Origin of the sequence: Micromonospora sp. NBC_00421 (assembly GCF_036017915.1) — a bacterium.
Classification (GTDB): domain Bacteria; phylum Actinomycetota; class Actinomycetes; order Mycobacteriales; family Micromonosporaceae; genus Micromonospora.
This window is the reverse complement of record NZ_CP107929.1, coordinates 2,646,338-2,662,571: the sequence shown is the minus strand read 5'-3', so window position 1 is coordinate 2,662,571 and position 16,234 is coordinate 2,646,338. Positions and strand designations below refer to the sequence as shown.

The 16,234-nt window shown below is 75.3% G+C and carries 19 protein-coding genes and 1 pseudogene; 5 read left to right on the top strand and 15 right to left on the bottom strand.

The window, feature by feature from the left end; translation table 11 throughout:
• Window positions 1-73: 73 nt before the first annotated feature.
• The 3 genes from OHQ87_RS11590 to OHQ87_RS11580 form a co-directional block, all read right to left on the bottom strand.
• Window positions 74-445 carry a YciI family protein gene (locus tag OHQ87_RS11590; RefSeq protein ID WP_328347698.1) on the bottom strand — a complete coding sequence of 124 codons (372 nt, stop codon included), beginning with the start codon at window positions 443-445 and terminating at the stop codon, window positions 74-76.
• Between the two features lie 169 nt (window positions 446-614).
• Complete coding sequence (locus tag OHQ87_RS11585; RefSeq protein ID WP_328347697.1) at window positions 615-1,826, bottom strand: RNA polymerase sigma factor; 1,212 nt, start codon at window positions 1,824-1,826, stop codon at window positions 615-617.
• Window positions 1,823-2,194: a YciI family protein gene (locus tag OHQ87_RS11580; RefSeq protein WP_328347696.1), complete on the bottom strand. Its 372-nt coding sequence runs from the start codon at window positions 2,192-2,194 to the stop codon at window positions 1,823-1,825. The genes OHQ87_RS11585 and OHQ87_RS11580 overlap by 4 nt, the downstream gene beginning before the upstream one ends.
• Window positions 2,195-2,384: 190 nt before the next feature.
• Here OHQ87_RS11580 and OHQ87_RS11575 point away from each other — a divergent pair, with 190 nt between their 5' ends.
• Window positions 2,385-2,576 (top strand): hypothetical protein, encoded by a 192-nt coding sequence (locus OHQ87_RS11575; RefSeq protein WP_328347694.1) that lies wholly within the window; start codon window positions 2,385-2,387, stop codon window positions 2,574-2,576.
• A gap of 20 nt (window positions 2,577-2,596) precedes the next feature.
• On the opposite strand, the gene OHQ87_RS11570 is transcribed toward OHQ87_RS11575, so the two are convergent.
• From OHQ87_RS11570 to OHQ87_RS11535, 8 genes are read right to left on the bottom strand one after another with little or no spacing between them, the layout of a single operon-like run.
• The gene (locus tag OHQ87_RS11570; protein WP_442930817.1) at window positions 2,597-3,349 is read right to left on the bottom strand and encodes a zf-HC2 domain-containing protein; all 753 of its coding nucleotides are present in this window, start codon (window positions 3,347-3,349) and stop codon (window positions 2,597-2,599) included.
• A gap of 14 nt (window positions 3,350-3,363) precedes the next feature.
• A complete protein-coding gene (locus tag OHQ87_RS11565) occupies window positions 3,364-4,101 on the bottom strand; it encodes a RibD family protein (RefSeq protein ID WP_328347690.1) in 738 nt (245 codons plus the stop codon).
• Between the two features lie 10 nt (window positions 4,102-4,111).
• A complete protein-coding gene (locus tag OHQ87_RS11560; protein ID WP_328347688.1) occupies window positions 4,112-4,768 on the bottom strand; it encodes a GTP cyclohydrolase II in 657 nt (218 codons plus the stop codon).
• A gap of 12 nt (window positions 4,769-4,780) precedes the next feature.
• Window positions 4,781-5,815: a lysylphosphatidylglycerol synthase domain-containing protein gene (locus OHQ87_RS11555; RefSeq protein ID WP_442930754.1), complete on the bottom strand. Its 1,035-nt coding sequence runs from the start codon at window positions 5,813-5,815 to the stop codon at window positions 4,781-4,783.
• Between the two features lie 57 nt (window positions 5,816-5,872).
• Window positions 5,873-6,781 (bottom strand): class I SAM-dependent methyltransferase, encoded by a 909-nt coding sequence (locus OHQ87_RS11550; RefSeq protein WP_328347684.1) that lies wholly within the window; start codon window positions 6,779-6,781, stop codon window positions 5,873-5,875.
• Window positions 6,778-7,812 (bottom strand): glycosyltransferase family 4 protein, encoded by a 1,035-nt coding sequence (locus tag OHQ87_RS11545; RefSeq protein WP_328347682.1) that lies wholly within the window; start codon window positions 7,810-7,812, stop codon window positions 6,778-6,780. The genes OHQ87_RS11550 and OHQ87_RS11545 overlap by 4 nt, the downstream gene beginning before the upstream one ends.
• 3 nt (window positions 7,813-7,815) lie before the next feature.
• Entirely contained in the window at window positions 7,816-8,214 is a 399-nt protein-coding gene (locus OHQ87_RS11540; protein WP_328347680.1) for a 6-pyruvoyl trahydropterin synthase family protein, read from the bottom strand.
• The gene (locus OHQ87_RS11535; protein WP_328347678.1) at window positions 8,202-9,197 is read right to left on the bottom strand and encodes a zinc-dependent alcohol dehydrogenase; all 996 of its coding nucleotides are present in this window, start codon (window positions 9,195-9,197) and stop codon (window positions 8,202-8,204) included. Before OHQ87_RS11535 ends, OHQ87_RS11540 begins: the two co-directional genes overlap by 13 nt.
• 93 nt (window positions 9,198-9,290) lie before the next feature.
• On the opposite strand from OHQ87_RS11535, the pseudogene OHQ87_RS11530 reads away from it, so the two are divergent.
• Window positions 9,291-10,010 (top strand): annotated as a pseudogene (locus OHQ87_RS11530) (CDP-alcohol phosphatidyltransferase family protein); the annotation flags it as partial.
• Window positions 10,011-10,245: 235 nt separating this feature from the next.
• Window positions 10,246-12,252: a sulfatase-like hydrolase/transferase gene (locus tag OHQ87_RS11525; protein ID WP_328347676.1), complete on the top strand. Its 2,007-nt coding sequence runs from the start codon at window positions 10,246-10,248 to the stop codon at window positions 12,250-12,252.
• Window positions 12,253-12,342: 90 nt separating this feature from the next.
• Here the strand turns inward: OHQ87_RS11525 and OHQ87_RS11520 are convergent, their stop codons facing one another.
• From OHQ87_RS11520 to OHQ87_RS11505, 4 genes are all read right to left on the bottom strand, one after another.
• Window positions 12,343-12,630: a BON domain-containing protein gene (locus OHQ87_RS11520; RefSeq protein ID WP_328347674.1), complete on the bottom strand. Its 288-nt coding sequence runs from the start codon at window positions 12,628-12,630 to the stop codon at window positions 12,343-12,345.
• The gene (locus tag OHQ87_RS11515) at window positions 12,624-13,229 is read right to left on the bottom strand and encodes an STAS domain-containing protein (RefSeq protein WP_328347670.1); all 606 of its coding nucleotides are present in this window, start codon (window positions 13,227-13,229) and stop codon (window positions 12,624-12,626) included. Before OHQ87_RS11515 ends, OHQ87_RS11520 begins: the two co-directional genes overlap by 7 nt.
• 106 nt (window positions 13,230-13,335) lie before the next feature.
• Window positions 13,336-13,605 (bottom strand): GlsB/YeaQ/YmgE family stress response membrane protein, encoded by a 270-nt coding sequence (locus OHQ87_RS11510; RefSeq protein ID WP_328347668.1) that lies wholly within the window; start codon window positions 13,603-13,605, stop codon window positions 13,336-13,338.
• Window positions 13,602-14,000: an STAS domain-containing protein gene (locus tag OHQ87_RS11505; RefSeq protein WP_328347666.1), complete on the bottom strand. Its 399-nt coding sequence runs from the start codon at window positions 13,998-14,000 to the stop codon at window positions 13,602-13,604. The genes OHQ87_RS11510 and OHQ87_RS11505 overlap by 4 nt, the downstream gene beginning before the upstream one ends.
• Before the next feature lie 149 nt (window positions 14,001-14,149).
• Between OHQ87_RS11505 and OHQ87_RS11500 the strand changes: the two genes are divergently transcribed.
• Window positions 14,150-14,836: a response regulator transcription factor gene (locus OHQ87_RS11500; protein ID WP_328347664.1), complete on the top strand. Its 687-nt coding sequence runs from the start codon at window positions 14,150-14,152 to the stop codon at window positions 14,834-14,836.
• Between the two features lie 13 nt (window positions 14,837-14,849).
• A complete protein-coding gene (locus OHQ87_RS11495) occupies window positions 14,850-16,205 on the top strand; it encodes a sensor histidine kinase (RefSeq protein ID WP_328347662.1) in 1,356 nt (451 codons plus the stop codon).
• The last annotated feature ends 29 nt before the right edge of the window (window positions 16,206-16,234 follow it).

Here is a 16,234-nt window from a genome sequence, read left to right as displayed (position 1 = left end):
GGGGCGACGGCGGAGGGCTCGTACCGTGGAGGGGCCGGCGGCACCTATCGGGGCCGCCGGCCCGTCGCGGACCTCACATGTCGGGGCCACCGGCCTCGCGTACCGGGCGCACCTCGACCAGGCCGAAGCGGGCCTCGGGGATGCGGGCGGCGTGCTCGACCGCCTGCCCGATGCTGGCGCAGTCGACCAGGTAGATCCCGGCGAGGTGCTCCCCGGCCTCAGGGAACGGGCCGTCGGTGGTCACCGCCCGCCCGTCACTGACCAGAACCTTCTTCGCCTGCCCCGGGTCGGCGAGCGCCTCGGCGACGATCAGCTCACCCGACTCGGTGAGCTCCTCCACCAGGGCGGCGTGCGCCCTGACTCCCGTTTCGCGGTCGGTGTCGGACATGTCCTGCCAGGTGTCCCGGATCTGCCGGGTGTGAGTGATCATGATCAGGTACTTCACGGCTGCCTCCTGAAACGGGTGCGACGACTTCCACCCCTGTGTCGAGACCACCGCGCCGACTTCGACATCCGGGCCGGGGACATCACCCGGCGACGGCCCCGCCAGCTCGGCGCGCCGACCGGATGAGCGCGCTGGTGTCCGGGGTGGTGGCGGAGGTGGATCGCGGTGTTCAGGCCGGCCGGGCCGCGCGCAGTCGCAGGAAACGCTGCTCCGGGACGTTGCGGGTCCCCTGGGCGGCCAGCAGGTAGCACCGCCTGGCCGCCGCCCGGTCGCCGAGCAGGTCGAGCAGGTGCCCCCGGACGACGTGCGTCCGGTGGTTGCCGGCGAGCACGGGATCGGCCTGGGCGGCGGTCAGTTCCGCGAGTGCGGCCCGCGCCCCGTCCACCATGGCGACCGCCACGATCCGGTTGAGCGTGACCATCGGGCCGGGCGCGACGCGCCGCAGCAGGTTGTAGAGCCCGAGGATCTGCGGCCAGTCGGTGTCCTCGGCGCGGGGTGCCTCGTCGTGCACGGCGGCGATCGCGGCCTGCACCTGGTAGGGCCCGAGCGGCGCGTCCGCCAGGGTCCGGGTGATCAGCGCGACCCCCTCGGCGACGGCCGCCCGGTCCCACCGGGACCGGTCCTGCTCGGCAAGCGGGACGGGTGATCCGTCCGGCCGGGTCCGCGCCGGCCGGCGGGCGTCGGTGAGCAGCATCAGCGCCAGCAGGCCGGTGACCTCAGGATCGTCGGGCAGGTGCTGGTGCAGCTGCCGGGTCAGCCGGATCGCCTCGGCGGTGAGCTCCCTCCGGTCCCACACCGGACCCGAAGTGGCCGTGTAGCCCTCGTTGAAGATCAGGTAGAGGACTTCCAGCACGGCGACCATCCGGGTCGGGCGGTCACCGGGGGAGGGCAGCCGGAACTCGGTGCCACCGGCCCGGATCTGCTGCTTGGCCCGGCTGATCCGTTGCGCGACGGTCGACTCGGGCACCAGGAACGCCCGGGCGATCTCGGCGGTGCCCAGCCCGCCGACCGCCCGCAGGGTGAGCGCCACCTGGGAACCCCGGGTCAGTGCCGGATGGCAGCAGAGCATCAGCAACGTCAGCGTGTCGTCCACGGCGGAGACCGGACCCGGACCGGTCAGGGCGGCCACCGTACGCTCCCGGCGCCGGCGGGCGGCGTCGCTGCGCCACGCCTCCGTCCAACGGCGGGAGGCGACAGTGGTCAGCCAGCCCCGGGGGTTCGCCGGCAGCCCTTCCCGCGGCCACTGTACGGCCGCCGCCAGCATGGCCTCCTGGACGGCGTCCTCGCAGGTGTCGAAGCCGCCGTACCGGCGTACCAGGGTGGTGAGCACCTGCGGGGCGTGCTCGCGCAGCAGGTCCTCGACGGCCGGCGTGGCGGTCACGCGTCCGGGCGGCCGGCGGCGAGGACCGGCCGCACCTCGACCAGGCCGAGCCGCGCCTCCGGCACCCGGGCAGCGAGCGCCACCGCCCGCTCGATGCTGTCGCACTCCACCAGGTAGAAACCGGCGAGATACTCCTTCACCTCGGGGAAGGGGCCGTCGGTGGCGGTCGTCCGACCCCGGTCGACCCGGACCCGGCGGGCCGTGGCCGGGTCGGCCAACGCCTCGGAGGCGAGCAGCTCACCGGTCGCGGTCAGCTCGTCGACCAGGGTGGTGTGGGCCTCGACGCCCAGCTGCCGTTCGGTGTCGGACATGGCCTGCCACAGGTCACGAGCCTGCGCGTTGTGGCTGATCAGGATCAGGTACTTCACCGCACCTCCAGGGTCGCGGTGATTGTCCCATCACCACAGGTGGCGAGGTCGGCCGGTCGACGGGGGCCGGGATTCCGGTCCGGTCGCCGGACGGGTGCTTCGATCGTTGACCTGGCAACGGCGATCGTCGACCTGGCAACGGCGAAGGTGACCGGCCCGGTGCCGGTGCCACGATGGGAGGTGTCCCGACATGGGGGACGCGTTGACGGACAGCCCCGACGACAAGACCCGACCCGGGCCCGGCCACCCCCGCACCGGCCGGTCGGCCGAGGCGGTCCGGGCACCCTCCGCCCTGGACGCCTGGGGGCGGGCGAACCAGCGCGGACAGTGCGACTGGTCCGACCCGGACACCGAGCCGCACCTCATCCGTGGTCTCGACTGAACCGGTGCGCCCCCGGGGCCTCAGGCCGCCCGGCGGTCGCGGGCCTGCGCGCCGTACGGCTGCGCCGCCATCCGGCGGGGTTCGTCGAGTTCGTCGAGCCGCAACCGCCACCGCGACCGGCCGGTGCGTCGGCCCTGCGGCGGGCCGGTCGGACGCGGACCGAGCCGGAACAACAGCACCGTGATCAGGTAACCGCCGACCAGGAACCCGTGGCTGATCAGCCGGGGCACCGCCACCTGTGCGGTGACCAGGTCGTTGACCGACAGCAGGACCAGGGTCGCGACGAAGGCGCTGAGCATCGGCAACAACCCGGCCGGCGGGGTACGGCGCACCGCGACGAAGAGGAAGCCGGCGCCCACCGCCACGTTCCACGCCGCCGACTCGTGCCACAGGTGCTGCCCGGTCGGGTGCAGGTGCTCGGCGTTGACACCCTGGCCGACCTGGGCCAGCCCGAGGGCGAGCTGGACCGCGCCGAGCAGCCCCAGGGCCACCCGCAGACCGTTGGTCAGCCCGCCGCGCCACCTGTCGACGAGCCGTCGGCGCGGCGGCGGCACGGCGGCGAGGATCGTCTCCGCCAGGACCGTACCGGCCAGGTCTGGTGCCGCCGTCACCACCCGGGTACGGGCCCGTCGGGTCACCATGGCGGCGACCTCGTGCCACGCCCGGCAGTCGGCGCACCCGTCCAGGTGCGCCTGGACCGCTACCCGCTCCTCGGCGGTCTCCTCCCCGTCGAGCTGGGCCGACAGGATCTCCCGCCACGATTCGCACCGCATCCAGGGATTGTCGCTCATCCCGGCAGCCCGTCGACGCAACGCTCCGAGAGGGCGTAGCGCACCAGCACCACGTCGCCGATCTGGCGTACCTCGGCGATCCTGGCCCGGTGGCCCGGGTGCCACGGGAACGCGCCGTCGCCGACGAACCGGGGCGCCCGGCGGTCGCCGACGAAGAACGGGGCGACCACCAGGTGCAGTTCGTCGGCGAGGCCGGCGGTGAGGAACCGGGCGTGCACCGTCGCACCGCCCTCCACCATCAGTCGCTCCACCCCCCGACCGGCCAGGTCCGCCAGGGCGCGGGCCGGATCCAACGGGTCACCCGCGTCGACCACGGTGGCCGACCCGGCGAGCAGTTCGGTGGTCTTCTCCACCGCGGGGCCGGCGCAGTAGACGATCTTCTCGGCGTCGCCGACGGTGAAGAACCGGGCCGTCGGGTCCAGCAGTCCCCGTGCGGTCAGGGTCACCTTCACCGGCGACGGCGGCAATCCGGCGGCCTGCCGGGCGGCCCGCAGCCGCGCCGAGCGGACCACCAGCCGGGGGTCGTCCGCCCGGATCGTGCCCGCGCCGACCAGGATCGCGTCACACCCGGCCCGGACGCCGTCGATGCGGTCCATGTCCTCGGCGTTGGACAGCAGCAGCCGCTGCTCGGTGGCGTCGTCGATGTACCCGTCTATCGACGTGGCGCAACTGAGCAGCACGTACGGCCGCCCGGTCGACGCCGGGACGGCGGTGTCCGTCGTCCCGGCCGACACGACACCCATCTCAGTTCAACGACGGCAGGTCGACGGCCCGGGCGGCGGCCCGGCTCGCCTTCGCCGCCAGGTAGTCGGCGTTGGCGGGGGACAGGAACACCCCGGTCGGCACCACCTCGGCCACCGCCACGCCCAGCCGGGTCAACTGCTCGGCCTTGTCCGGGTTGCTGCTCAGCAGCACCAGCTCCGGCACCCCGAGCACCGCCAGCATCTGCGCGGCGGCCCGGTAGTCCCGTTCGTCCTCGTCGTGGCCGAGCGCCACGTTCGCCTGGTAGGTGTCGAGCCCGGCGTCCTGGAGGGCGTACGCGTCGAGCTTGGGGTAGAGGCCGATGCCGCGTCCCTCCTGGCGCAGGTAGAGCAGGAAGCCACCCGCCTCGGTGATCCGCTCGACCGCCTCGCGCAGCTGCGGGCCGCAGTCACAGCGCTGACTGCCGAAGACGTCCCCGGTCAGGCACTCGCTGTGTGGGCGGACCAGCGGCGCGGCCCCGCCCGCCGCGTGCCGGCGCAGCGCGCCCGCCCAGTCGCCCAGCCCGAACGCCAGGTGCTCCCGGCCGTCCACCAGCCCGTCGAACGAGAAGACCCGGGCCGTGGTGGTGTACCCGTCGGGGAACCGCAGCGGGACCGTGACCTGTGTCCGGACCGTCGCTGCCGGCAGTGCGTCGAACATGTGTCTCCTCTGTCAGGCGCTGCCGGCCAGCCCGGCAGCGGGTACCGGTGAGGAACCACCCTGGGTCCCCACCGTACGGTCACCCGGCCGTGCGCGCAGCGCGGACGGGCGACCCCGCAGCACCAGCACGGCGGCACCCGGTAGGGCGGCGACCAGCACCAGCGCCCCGTACACCAGGGCGGTGGCCACCCCTTCGGCGGCGCCCAGGCCGGCAGCGCCGAACGCCCAGGCGGCGACGCCCTCACGCGGACCGAACCCGGCCACGTTGGCGGGTAGTGCCATCGCCAAGAGTGCCAGCAGGGTCAGCGGCGCCAGCACCGTCAGCGGTGCGGTGACTCCGGTCACCCGGGCGGCCAGCACGAACGTCGCCAGGTGGCAGCCGACCACCACCGTCGAGGCGACAAGCACCCCCGGCCCGGTGCGTCGACCCAGCAGCCCGGCCCGCACGTCGGCGGTGGCGGCCCGCACCGCGCGGGCCCGCCGCGACGGCCCGGACCGGGGCAGCGCCCGCACCAGCACCAGCAGCGCCAGCCCGACCGCCACCGTCACGGCCACCGCCATCGGCAGGTACGGCCGCACCGGCGACGGCAGGGCCAGCAGCAGCCCCGCCGCGAGCACCACCTGGACCACCTGTCCTGCGGTCCGCTCCCAGACCACCGCCCGGACGGCCCGACCCAGGTCACCGGCCTCCCGGCCGTGCCGCACCGCCCGGTGCACGTCCCCGAGCACCCCGCCGGGCAGCGTCGCGTTGAGGAAGACCGCCCGGTAGCAGTCGGCCACCGCAGTGCCGAGCGGCAGCCGGATGCCCAGCCCTCCGGCGACCAGCCGCCACCGCCACGCGCAACCGACAGTGGCCAGCGCGCCCAACGCCAGCGCGCCCAGCACCGCCGGGGTGTCGATCCGCCGCAGCCCGGCCAGGGCCGGGCCGGTGCCCAGCCACCACAGCAGCACCGCGACCAGCCCCACCCCACCCAGGTTGCTCACCCAGGCCCAGGCCACGCGCCGACGAGCATGAACGGGCGATGTGCCGGTGGCGTCCGGTGACACGCGGTTCCTCCTCGAGAAGATCTCGTCCTTATCTCACGTACCGGCCGGCGGACGGGTTCATTCCACCCCGGCGAGCAGGTCCTCGTGGCCGACGGTGACGGTGAGCCGACCGGCCGCCGCCTCGGCCCGCCGCCGCCGCGCGTAGGCCGCCGTCCGGTCGGCCAGGTCGGGGCGCTGCGCGACGGCCGCGTCGAGCCACCCGTCGAGCCACTCCACGAGCAGCGCCGCCCGGTCCGGTCCGAGCCGCCACGGGCTCGGCCGCACGGTCACCGGCACCCCCTGCCGGGTGAACTCCGCGACGGCCGCCGCGGCGGCATCCGGCCCGAGCAGCACCCGGCCGTCGAGGGTACGTCGCTGGTGGGCGTCGAAGGCGGCGGCGATCTCGACGTCCAGCGGGTCGGCGGGGTCGAACGTCACCCGACCGACCACGGAGAGCACGAACAGGCTCGGGCAGCCGACCCCCGCGCAGGCGGCCACGACCCGGGCGATCTCGTCGGCGCTGAACATGTCCAGCAGTGCCGACGCGGTGACCAGGTCGGCGTCGGCCAGGTCGGCGCCGGTCAGCCGGGTGAGGTCGCCCTGCCGGGTGATCACCTCGACCGGGCTGCCGTCGGCGGCGACCGGCACACCCGCGCCGGCCCGCTCCAGCAGACCCGGATCCCGGTCGTGCAGCACCCAGCGCTGCGGGCCGGGCAGCAGCGGGGCCAGCCAGCGCAGCATCGAGCCGGTGCCGCTGCCCAGGTCGTGCACCACCCACGGGCGGTCCCCGCGCAGCGACGTGACGGACCCGGCACCGGCCACCAGCATGCCGGGCCCACCCTCACCGGCCGGCGACAGGTCCGGCCCACCGGCACCGGTGAGCCGGTCGCGGAGCAGGTCGACCAGTTCCCGGCTGCGGGCGTCGGCGTCGGCGGGTTCCCGCAGCCGCAGCCAGTCGGCGAACGGTTCGGTGGCGTACGCGGTCATGTCCTCACTCCGTCCAACACCTGGGAGATCGTCGTCACGGTGGCCGGCCAGCCGGGCAGGTCGGCCCGCCGGTCCCGGGCCGCGCGGCGCAGCCGGTCGCGCAGCTCGGCCGAGTGCAGCCAGCGGCGCAGCGCCCCGGCCAGCGCCACCGGGTCGCCCGGCGGCACCAGCACCCCGGGCGCGGTGCCGTCGGCGGCCCGGCCCAGCGCCTCGGGCACCCCGCCGGCGGTGGTGCCCAGCACCGGGATCCCCCGGGCCAGGGCCTCGACCACCACCATCCCGTACGTCTCGGCGCGGGAGGGCAGCACCAGCAGGTCCGCCCCGGCGTACGCGGCGTCCAGCGCCGGCCCGGTCAACGGCCCGTGCCAGCGCACCCGCCCGGCCAGCCCGTCTCGGTCGACCCGCCGCCGCAGTGCTGCCACGAAGGCCGGATCGCGGTCCAGCGCGCCGACGCAGTCCAACGTCCACGGCCGGTCGGCGAGCCCGGTCAGCGCGTCGACGAGCACGTCGTACCCCTTGACCGGGGTGACCGCCGCGACGCAGAGCAGCGCGGTGCCGGCGGTCGAGCCCGGGGCGGGGTCGGCCGGGTCGACCCCCGGGGTGGCCGCCGTCACCCGGGCCGGGTCGAGCGGGTGCCGGGCCAGCAGCAGCTCCCGGGTCCAGCCGCTGGTGGTGACGAGCGCGTCGGCGTGCGGCAGGGCCCGCGCCTCGGCGTCGTCACCGAGCGGCATGTGCACCAGCACCACCTGGCGCAGCCGGCCGGCCTGCGCCGCCAGCAGCTCCGGCACGGTCGAGGCGACCAACCCGTCGTACAGCGCCAGCGCGCCGTCCGGCAGGGCCGCGAGCACCCCGGCCAGCCGCGCCCGTGCCGCCTCGTCGGGGTACGGCCAGTCCCCGGGCACCCCGTGCTCGTATACCGCCCACCCGGCCGCCGCCAGCCCGGCACAGACCCGCCTGTCGTACGCGTTGCCGCCGCTGGGCGTGGCCGGGTCGTCGATGTCCCCCGGCAGGACGACGTGCACCGCCGGCACCGGCTACAACGACCGCTCGTAGCTGGCCCAGGCGATGTGCGACTCGTGCAGGGTGACGGTGACCCCGGCCAGCTCCCGGGCGCCCGCGCCCAGCCCACCGGCGTGCACCCGCTCGGCCAGCCGGTCGGCGATGGTCCGGCACAGCACCTCGGTGGTGGTGTTCTGCCCGGCGAACGCCGGCTCGTCGTCCAGGTTGCGGTACGTCAGGTCGGCCAGCACCGCCTTCAGCTCGTCGGTCGCCCGGCCGATGTCCACCACGATGCCGTCGTCGTCCAGCTCGGGGCGGCGGAAGGTGGCGTCGACGACGAAGGTCGCCCCGTGCAGCTTCTGCGCCGGCCCGAACACCTCCCCCCGGAAGCTGTGGGCGATCATGATGTGGTCCCGTACGGTCACGCTGAACACGGTGTCTCCTCGTCGTAGGTGATCAGATGGCACAGCGCGGGCAGTGCGCCCGAGGCCAGGCGGTCGAGCACGTCGGGCAGCTCCGCGAACGGGGACCGCCCGGTCAGCAGCGCGTCGAACACCGGATCGGCGAGCAGCTCCAGGGCGAGCGCCATCCGGTCGGCGAAGCCACGCCGGGACGCCCGCGCCGGGGAGACCGTGCCCACCTGGCTGCTGCGGACGGTCAACCGGCCGGAGTGGAACGCCCCGCCCAGCGACAGCTCGACCGGCCGGTCGCCGTACCAGCTCAACTCGACCACGGTGCCCTCCGGGGCGAGCAGGTCCAGGCTGCGCTGCAACCCGGCGGCGGTGGCGCTGGCGTGCACCACCAGGTCCCGCCCACCGGTGGCCGCCTCCGGCAGGGCGAAGTCGACACCCAACGCCGAGGCGACCGCCGCCCGCGCCGGGTCGGCATCGACCAGCTCGACCCGGACCCCGGGGAAGCGGGCCAGCAGGGCCGCCACGCTGCACCCCACCATCCCGCCGCCGACCACGCTGACCCGGTCGCCGACCAGCGGCGCGGCGTCCCACAACGCGTTGACCGCCGTCTCCACCGTGCCGGCCAGCACCGCACGGGCCGCCGGCACGTCGTCCGGCACCGGGGTCACCGCCGACGCCGGCACCACGTACGCGCTCTGGTGCGGGTGCAGGCAGAACACCGTCCGACCGCGCAGCGCCGCCGGACCGGCCTCGACCACGCCGACGCTGAGGTAGCCGTACTTGACCGGGGCGGGGAAGTCGCCCTCCTGGAACGGGGCACGCATCGTCGCGTACTGGCTCTCCGGCACGCTGCCGGTGAAGACGAGCGTCTCGGTGCCACGGCTCACCCCGGAGTAGCGGCTGCGGACCAGCACCTCGTCGGGGCCGGGAGCGGGCAGTGTCACCGTCCTCAGCTCGCCGACGCCGGGGGAGCGGAGCCAGAAGGCCTGGGCATCGCGGATCACGCGGGTTTCTCCTCATCTGCCGGGGAACCGAACGAAACGACGGTGTCCTGCGTACCCACTACCGAGGTCGTCGATCATAAACACGGAGGCAGGGTGTCCAGGGTTCGAACCGGTCCGGTGCTCGGCCTGACCGTACAGACAGTCCTGCTGGTCGGGCTGGCCGCGACCGTCGGGCTCGACGTCGCCGGTTGGCTGGCCGGCCTGGCGTACGGCGTCGTCACCTGTGTGGCGTTGCGGCGCGGCCTGCGCCGCCGTGGTGTCGACCGGCTCGGGCCGGCCGACCAGGTGACGTTGGCCCGGGGGGTGCTGGTCGGGGGGGTGACCGCCCTGGTCGTGGCCAACCTCGACGGCGCGGCCCCGCTGGGGGTGCTGGTGCCGATGACCGCGGTGGCGCTCGCCCTGGACGCGGTGGACGGCTGGGTGGCCCGACGCACCGGCACGGTCAGCGCGCTCGGCGCCCGCTTCGACATGGAGGTCGACGCGTTCCTCATCCTGGTGCTCAGCGTCCAGGTGGCACCGGCGGTGGGGCCGTGGGTGCTCGCGATCGGCGGTCTGCGGTACGCCTTCGTCGTCGCCGGTGGGTTGCTGCCCTGGCTACGGGGGAGCCTGCCGCCGCGTTACTGGCGCAAGGTGGTCGCCGCCGCGCAGGGCGTCCTGCTGCTCGTGGTCGCCGCCGACGTGCTGGCCCGGCCGGTGACCGCCGTGCTGGCCGCGGTGGCGTTGGCGCTGCTGGTCGAGTCGTTCGGCCACGACGTCGGCTGGCTCTGGTGGCACCGGCCCGCCCGCCCTGCCACGTCGATCCCCGTCCCACGGGTGTCGTCGGTCGCGGCGCTGCCGTCTGTGTCGTCGGTCGCGGCGCTGCCGCCCGTATCGTCGGTACGTCCCCGGGTCGAGGCCGTCGCCGACCGGCCGTTCGTCGCCCACCAACCGGTCTGAGCCGCACCGCCGACCCGGCCGGCCGCACCGCCGACCCGGCCGGCCGCACCGCCGACCCGGCCGGCCGCACCGCCGGGACCCTCCCCAGGAAGGACCATTCGGAGTGTCGTTGTTGTCACGTCTGCGTCACCGGAGCACGTCGGCCGGCGAGCCCGCCGCCCCGGCCGGCCGGCCCGACCCGAGGGCCGACCCCGCCGGCGACGGGCCGCCCCCGGCCACCGAGCCCACGGTGGACGACGCGCCGGCTCCGACCACCGAGCCCGCCGGCCCGGCTCCGACCGCCACCGAGCCCGCCGGCCCGGCTCCGACCGCCACCGAGCCCGCCGGCCCGGCTCCGACCGCCACCGAGCCCGCCGGCCCGGCTCCGACCGCCACCGAGCCCGCCGGCCCGGCTCCGACCGCCGATGCCACTGGCCCGGGTCTGACCGCCGAGCCCGCCGGCGACGCGCCGACTCCGACGGGCGAGGCCGTGTCGGTGACGGCCGGGCGGGGGCGGTGGCGCACGGTCGCGGGCCGGGTGACCACCGTGCTCGCCGGACTGCTGATCCTGGCGGTGCTTACCGCACCGGACCGGTTCGACCAGCTCACCCCGATGGCGTTCCTGCGCGTACCGATCGAGGGGCTGATCGCCGCCGGCCTGCTGCTGGCGCTGCCCGGCCGGGCGCGTCGGCTGGTCGCGGTGCCGGTCGGGGCGGCGCTGGGGCTGGTCGCCATCGTCAAGGTGCTCGACCTGGGCATGTCGGCCAGCCTGGCCCGCCCGTTCGACCTGGTCCTCGACTGGGTGCTGCTGGACGACGGGTACGCCTTCGTGACCGACTCGGTGGGCACCGGCGGCGCGGTCGCCGCCGCCGTGGGGCTGGTTGCCCTGGTGGTGGCGCTGCTGGTGCTGACCACCCGGTCGGTGCTGCGGCTGACCCGGGAGGCGACCGGGCACCGCCGGGCCGCCGTACGGGTGGTCGCCGGCCTGACCGCTCTCTGGGTGGCCGCCGCGACGCTCGGCGTGCCGGTCGCCGACTCCGGCACGGCGACCCTGGTGGGGCAGCACGTCGGCCAGGTCGGCGCGGGGCTGCGGGACCGGCGGGAGTTCGCCGCCCAGGTCACCCGGGACGCTTTCCGCGACACTCCCGGCGACCAGTTGCTCACCGCGCTGCGCGGCAAGGACGTGGTGCTGGCCTTCGTGGAGAGCTACGGCCGGGACGCGGTCGAGGACCCGGAGTTCGCCGGTCAGGTCGGCGCGGTGCTCGACGGCGGCACCCGCCGCCTGGCCGCCGCCGGCTTCACCGCCCGCAGCGGCTTCCTGACCTCACCCACCTTCGGCGGGGGGAGCTGGCTGGCCCACGACACGCTGCTGTCCGGCCTGTGGATCGACAACCAGCAACGGCACGACAGCCTGCTGGCCAGCGACCGGCTCACCCTCAACGGGGCGTTCCGGCGGGCCGGCTGGGAGACCGTCGCGGTGATGCCGGCGGCCACCTCGCCCTGGCCGGAGGGGGCGTTCTTCGGCTACGACCGCTACCACGACGCGGCGGGACTGGACTACCGTGGACCGCAGTTCAGCTATGCGCCGATGCCCGACCAGTACACCCTGTCGACCTTCCAGCGCCGGGAACGGAGCGCCCCGGACCGCGCGCCGATCATGGCGGAGATCCCGCTGATCTCCAGCCACTCCCCGTGGGCGGCGATCCCCCGGATGCTCGACTGGGAGCACGTCGGCGACGGGTCGATCTACCGCCGGCCGACGTCGGTGGCGTTCAACCCCAAGGACGTGGTGGGGCGGAGCACCACCGAGGTGCGCACCGGTTACCGCCGCGCGATCGAGTACTCGCTGAACAGCCTGATCTCCTACGTCCAGACGTACGGCGACGACGACCTGGTGCTGGTCTTCCTCGGCGACCACCAACCGTCCCCGCTGGTCACCGGCCCGGACGCCAGCCGGGACGTGCCGATCACCGTGGTCGCCCGCGACCCGGCGGTGCTCGCCCGGGTGGCCGGCTGGGGCTGGCAGGAAGGGCTGCGCCCCGGGGCGGACGCGCCGGTGTGGCGGATGGACACCTTCCGGGACCGGTTCCTCACCGCGTTCGGTCCGCAACCGCCGACCCACGTGGCGGCCCCGCGCTGACCCCGGCCCCGCGCTGACCCCGGCCCCGCGCTGACCCCGGCCCCGCGCTGACGCCGACCGCCCGCTGACCGCCCGCCGGCAGCGGGGCGGTCAGCGTTTCGCCGACAGCCGCAGCGCGTTGCAGACGTCGACCACACCCGGCACCTGCCAGGCGACCTGGCCGGCGAGCTGCCGGGTGTCGACGTCGGGGACGACGCCCCCGAGGATCGCCACCCGGTTCTGCACGGTGACCGTGATCCGCCGGGCGCGCACCCCGATCCCGCCGACGATCCGGTACGCCACCTCGGCGGCCAGCCGCACGTCGTCACCGGGCGGCCCGGGTGGTTCGGGCTCCGGCCGGAACCAGTTGTCGTCGGGCAGCGGCCACGGCATCACCATGCCGTGCTCCTCTCCCGGGGCCGGTCGGTCGGGGTGGACCGGGACCAGTCCACCGCGTCCCGGCGGGTGTCGAAGACCGGGAAGACCCGGTCCAGCCGCATGGTGTGCAGCACGGTGCGGACGAACCGGGACGGGCCGGCGAGGCTGAGCCGCCGGCCGCGTTGCCTGGTGTCCTGTCGGGCCCGGACCAGCACCCCGAGCGCGGTGGAGTCGATCAGGTGGACCCGGGCCAGGTCGACCACCACGTGCCGGTCGGCGTCGACCGCCTCCGCCAGCGTCCCGTGCAGGTCCTCGCCGGTGGCGATGTCCAGGTCACCGGCGGCGGTGACGATCACCACGTCGTCCAGGTGTTCGACGCCGAGCACGCCGAGCGGGTCGGCGCGGCGTGGCGTGCGGGCCGCCGGGGCCGGCGAGGGGACCAGTTCGCAGCGGGGGCAGCGGTGCGGGCCGGTGGCGAACGGCGAACCGGTCCAGCCCTGTTCGGCGACGAACGTCCAGACCACCTCGGCGTCGGGCAGGACGCGGGCCGGGCCGCTCGTCACCGTCCCGCAGCTGTCGCAGATCAGCGTCATCAGCGGGTCGTCCGGTACGACGGTCATCGGTCTCCTCCTCCAGGGGTCGAGGCCGGCTCTCCGGCGGTCGTGGCCCGACGCGCGGTGGTCGACCGGACTCCCCGCGCGCCGGGCCACTGCCGGATCCGGTGGGTCAGGGCTCGGTACGGCCACCGGCGGTGCCGACGACAAGTGCCACGGCGACCCCGGCCAGGCCGACCTGCACGATCAGCTGCCGCAGGGTGTAGCCGTCGCTGTCGATGCCGACCAGCCGGCTCAGGATGGTGCCGAGTAGCGCGGCGACCAGGCCGACGGCGAGGGTGAGCCAGAGCGGGACCTGGGTGCGGCCGGGGACGACGAGCCGGCCCAACGCGCCGATCACGAGCCCGACGACGACGGCGACGAGGATGCCGGGCACGCTCATCGGCTGTGCTCCGGAACCCGGGGCGGGGCTGGCTGCCGGTGGACGACGGACGGGACCAGCCCGCCGTCCACCGGCAGGGCCCGTGGGGTGGTGACCATGGGCAGCACCCGGGACACCCGGGCGGCACTCAGCACGCGCAACGCCCGGGGGCTGGGATCCCGCAGGGTCAGCACGCCGCCGTGGCGGGCCAGGTGCCGGTGCACGTCGAGCAGCAGCCCGACGGCGGCGGCGTCGAGGTGCCGGCACTGTGAGAGGTCGACCACCACGTGTTCCGGGCGCAGCCCGACCAGCCGGTCGAAGACCTCCCTGGACCGGGCCAGCGCGGCCAGGTCCAGGTCGTCGGTGACGCACACCTCCACAAGCGGTACGGTGCACTCCGGGCGGGACGCTCCCACGATCGGCCTCCTTCCGGTTCGCTGTCCGGTCCCCAGCCTGTGCGTCGAGGTTGGCGGGTGCCGCGCGGACGTATGTCAGTTGCGTGACAAATCCCGCGTACCCCGCGGCCGGTTCGTCATCGTCGGCGTGCACCGGGCACGATCTCCCGATGACGGGCGTACTGGTGATCGAGGACGACGACCGGATCCGTCTGGCGCTGCTGCTGGCCCTGGAGGACGAGGGCTACCTGGCGCGCGGGGCGGCCACCGCGGAGGAGGGGTTGCGGGCGCAGCGGCAGGAGGCCGCCGACTACGTGCTGGTGGACCTGATGCTGCCCGGTCTGGACGGTTTCGAGTGCATCCGGCAGCTTCGCCGCGACGACGACGTGCCGATCGTGGTGGTCAGCGCCCGGGACGACACCCACGACATCGTCGCCGCGCTGGAGGCGGGCGCGGACGACTACCTGGTCAAGCCGGTAGCGATCAAGGAGCTGTCGGCCCGGTTGCGGGCGCTGCGCCGCCGGGGCCGTACGGCCTCGTCGGTGACCTCGGCGGTGGTGCCGGTGCTGGCCTTCGGCCCGCTGGAGATCAGCCCGGAGGCCGGTGAGGTGCGCCGGGCCGGGCAGACCGTGCCGGTGACCCGGACCGAGTTCCGGTTGCTCTGCGAGCTGGCCGAGCACGCCGGCCGGGTGCTGTCCCGCCAGCAGCTGCTCAGCCGGGTGTGGGGTTACGAGACCGGCGACGAGCGGCTGGTAGACGTGCACGTGGGGCGGCTGCGGCAGAAGATCGAGGCCGATCCGGCCAATCCCCGGCACCTGGTCACCCTGCGGGGCCTCGGCTACAAACTGCAACGATGAGACGGCTCGGAGCATGAGGCGGCTCGGCCTGCGGGCCCGGGTCACCGCCGCCTTCGCGATCGGCGCGCTGCTGCTGTCGGCGCTGATGGCGTTGATCTCGTACGAGCTGGTGCGTCGCTCGCTGCTCGACGAGCGGGAGCGGACCGCGCTGCGGGCGGCGTACTTCGACGCGGCGGTGGTCCGGGCCGGCCTGGACACCGACGCCCCGGACGTCTACGAGGTGCTGCGCACCCTGGACACCGGCGGCAGCCGCCGGGCGCTCGTGCACCGCGACGGCCGCTGGTACGCCCGGACCGCCGACGAGGGTCCGTCCGGCGCGGTGCCGGCCGGGCTGATGGCGATGGTCGCCGACGGCGAGCCGGGGGTGCAGCGGGTCCGGGTCGACGGGCAGCCCGCGCTGCTGGTCGGGGTGCCGTTGGCCGACTCGACAGGCTACTACGAGATCACCTCGCTGCGGGAGTTGGAGCAGACGTTCCAGGTGCTGGCGTTGGCGCTGACCGTGGTGGCGGTCACGGTGGCCGGCTCCGGCGCGGCACTGGGCTGGTACGCCACCCGGCACGGGCTGCGCCCGTTGACGGCGGTGGCCGACGCCGCCGAGAAGATCGCGGCCGGGGACGTCACCGCCCGGCTCGCCCCCGGCACCGACCCGGACCTGGCCCGGCTCTCCACCTCCTTCAACCGGATGGCCGACCAGGTGGCGGTGCGGATCGAACGGGACCGCCGGTTCGCCGCCGACGTCGCCCACGAGCTGCGCTCACCGTTGCAGACGCTCTCGGCGGCGGCGAGCGTGCTGTCCCGGCGGCGGGACAGCCTGGACGACCGTACGGCCACCGCCGCCGGCCTGGTCAGCGAGGAGATCACCCGGTTCCAGCAGCTGGTCAACGACCTGATCGAGCTGGCCCGCAGCGACCGGCCGGTGCAGCGGGAGTCCGTCGACGTGGTCGCGCTGGCCCAGGGGGTGTGCCGGGGGCGGGGGCTGCCCGAGTCGCTTGTCGTCACCGGCCCGCCCCGGCCGGGGGACTGGTCGGTGGACCCGAGACGTGTCGCGCAGTTGCTTGTCAACCTGCTGGACAACGCGGTCCGCTACGGCGGCGGCCCGGTCGCGGTGCGGCTGTGGCTCTCCGACGGAATCGGGGTGGTGGAGGTCGACGACGAGGGCCCCGGGGTGCCGGTGGCCGACCGGGAAGTGGTCTTCGACCGGTTCGTCCGGGGCCGGGCGGCCCACGACCGGGCCGGTGGGGACGGCACCGGCCTGGGGTTGGCGCTGGTCGCCCAGCACGCCGCCGCGCACGGCGGCCGGGCCTCGGTCGGCGACCGGCCCGGCGGCGGCGCCCGGTTCCGGGTGGAACTGCCGGGGAGCCGACCGTGACCGGCCACCTGCCGCCCAGGGCCGGGAGC

What these genes read in the sequence shown, in the direction of transcription:
- OHQ87_RS11575 (WP_328347694.1), top strand. Translation starts at nt 2,385, where the DNA reads ATGGGGGACGCGTTGACGGACAGCCCCGACGACAAGACCCGACCCGGG.
- OHQ87_RS11570 (WP_442930817.1), bottom strand. Translation starts at nt 3,349, where the DNA reads ATGCGGTGCGAATCGTGGCGGGAGATCCTGTCGGCCCAGCTCGACGGG.
- OHQ87_RS11560 (WP_328347688.1), bottom strand. Translation starts at nt 4,768, where the DNA reads ATGTTCGACGCACTGCCGGCAGCGACGGTCCGGACACAGGTCACGGTC.
- OHQ87_RS11550 (WP_328347684.1), bottom strand. Translation starts at nt 6,781, where the DNA reads ATGACCGCGTACGCCACCGAACCGTTCGCCGACTGGCTGCGGCTGCGG.
- OHQ87_RS11520 (WP_328347674.1), bottom strand. Translation starts at nt 12,630, where the DNA reads ATGGTGATGCCGTGGCCGCTGCCCGACGACAACTGGTTCCGGCCGGAG.
- OHQ87_RS11515 (WP_328347670.1), bottom strand. Translation starts at nt 13,229, where the DNA reads ATGACCGTCGTACCGGACGACCCGCTGATGACGCTGATCTGCGACAGC.
- OHQ87_RS11510 (WP_328347668.1), bottom strand. Translation starts at nt 13,605, where the DNA reads ATGAGCGTGCCCGGCATCCTCGTCGCCGTCGTCGTCGGGCTCGTGATC.
- OHQ87_RS11500 (WP_328347664.1), top strand. Translation starts at nt 14,150, where the DNA reads ATGACGGGCGTACTGGTGATCGAGGACGACGACCGGATCCGTCTGGCG.
- OHQ87_RS11495 (WP_328347662.1), top strand. Translation starts at nt 14,850, where the DNA reads ATGAGGCGGCTCGGCCTGCGGGCCCGGGTCACCGCCGCCTTCGCGATC.